1 protein-coding gene is annotated in these 879 nt (G+C 67.5%); it reads left to right on the forward strand.

What is annotated here, in order from left to right:
• Positions 1-2: 2 nt before the first annotated feature.
• Complete coding sequence (locus DD1DGNOD_RS16195; RefSeq protein ID WP_241255768.1) at positions 3-800, forward strand: LLM class F420-dependent oxidoreductase; 798 nt, start codon at positions 3-5, stop codon at positions 798-800.
• Positions 801-879: the final 79 nt, after the last annotated feature.

The following is an 879-nucleotide window of genomic DNA, read 5'->3' on the forward strand; positions in this document are numbered from 1 at the left end:
GCATAGTTAACACTGTCTACGAAAACGGGAACCCTCCAGAGCTGGGATACCGGTCGTGGTGGGTCGGCGAGCACGTCGTGCTGCCCAGCCCGCGGACACCGGCCGCGCCGATGGAACCGACGGATCCGATTCTCGACCCGTTGGTGCATCTGGCCTACGTTGCGGCCGTCACCGAACGGCTGGAGCTCGGGACCGGAATCGTCATCCTGCCGCAACGCAACCCGCTGGTGCTCGCCAAGCAGGTCGCGAGCCTTGACGTGCTCAGCGGTGGCCGGCTGCTCCTGGGAGTCGGGGCCGGATATCTCGAACCGGAGATGACCGCGGTCGGCGTGCCGATGTCGGAACGCGGCGGCCGCACCGACGAGTATCTGGACGCGATGAGAGCACTGTGGACCCAGCCCGCACCGTCCTATCAGGGACGGTACGTGGCGTTCGACAGTATCGACGCGCACCCGCGTCCGGTGCGTGCCGACGGGCCACGGATCGTGATCGGCGGACACAGTCCGGCCGCCTTCCGGCGGGCGGTCGCCCGCGGCCACGGCTGGTTCGGCAACGGGGACGGCCCGGACGATCTCGCCGGACACCTTGCCGGGCTGGAGAAGGCTGCCACCGAGGTCGAACGTCCGGCCCGACTGGGCCGACTGGAGATCAACTTTATGCAGCTCTCCCCGGTGGACGCCGACACCGCCCGGCGCTACGCCGACCTCGGCGTCGACCGGCTCGTGGTCTACCCCCTGCCGCTGGAGGATCCCGCGGAGGTCACCGCATTCCTCGAACGTCACGCCGACCTGCCGCGCTGACACCGTCCTTTTCCCACCGGAAGAAAAATTTCCCATCAGGAACAAAATCCCTACAGGATCGCCAGGAGCAACATGCGTG

This window comes from Candidatus Protofrankia californiensis (assembly GCF_900634765.1).
Taxonomy (GTDB): Bacteria; Actinomycetota; Actinomycetes; order Frankiales; family Frankiaceae; genus Protofrankia; species Protofrankia californiensis.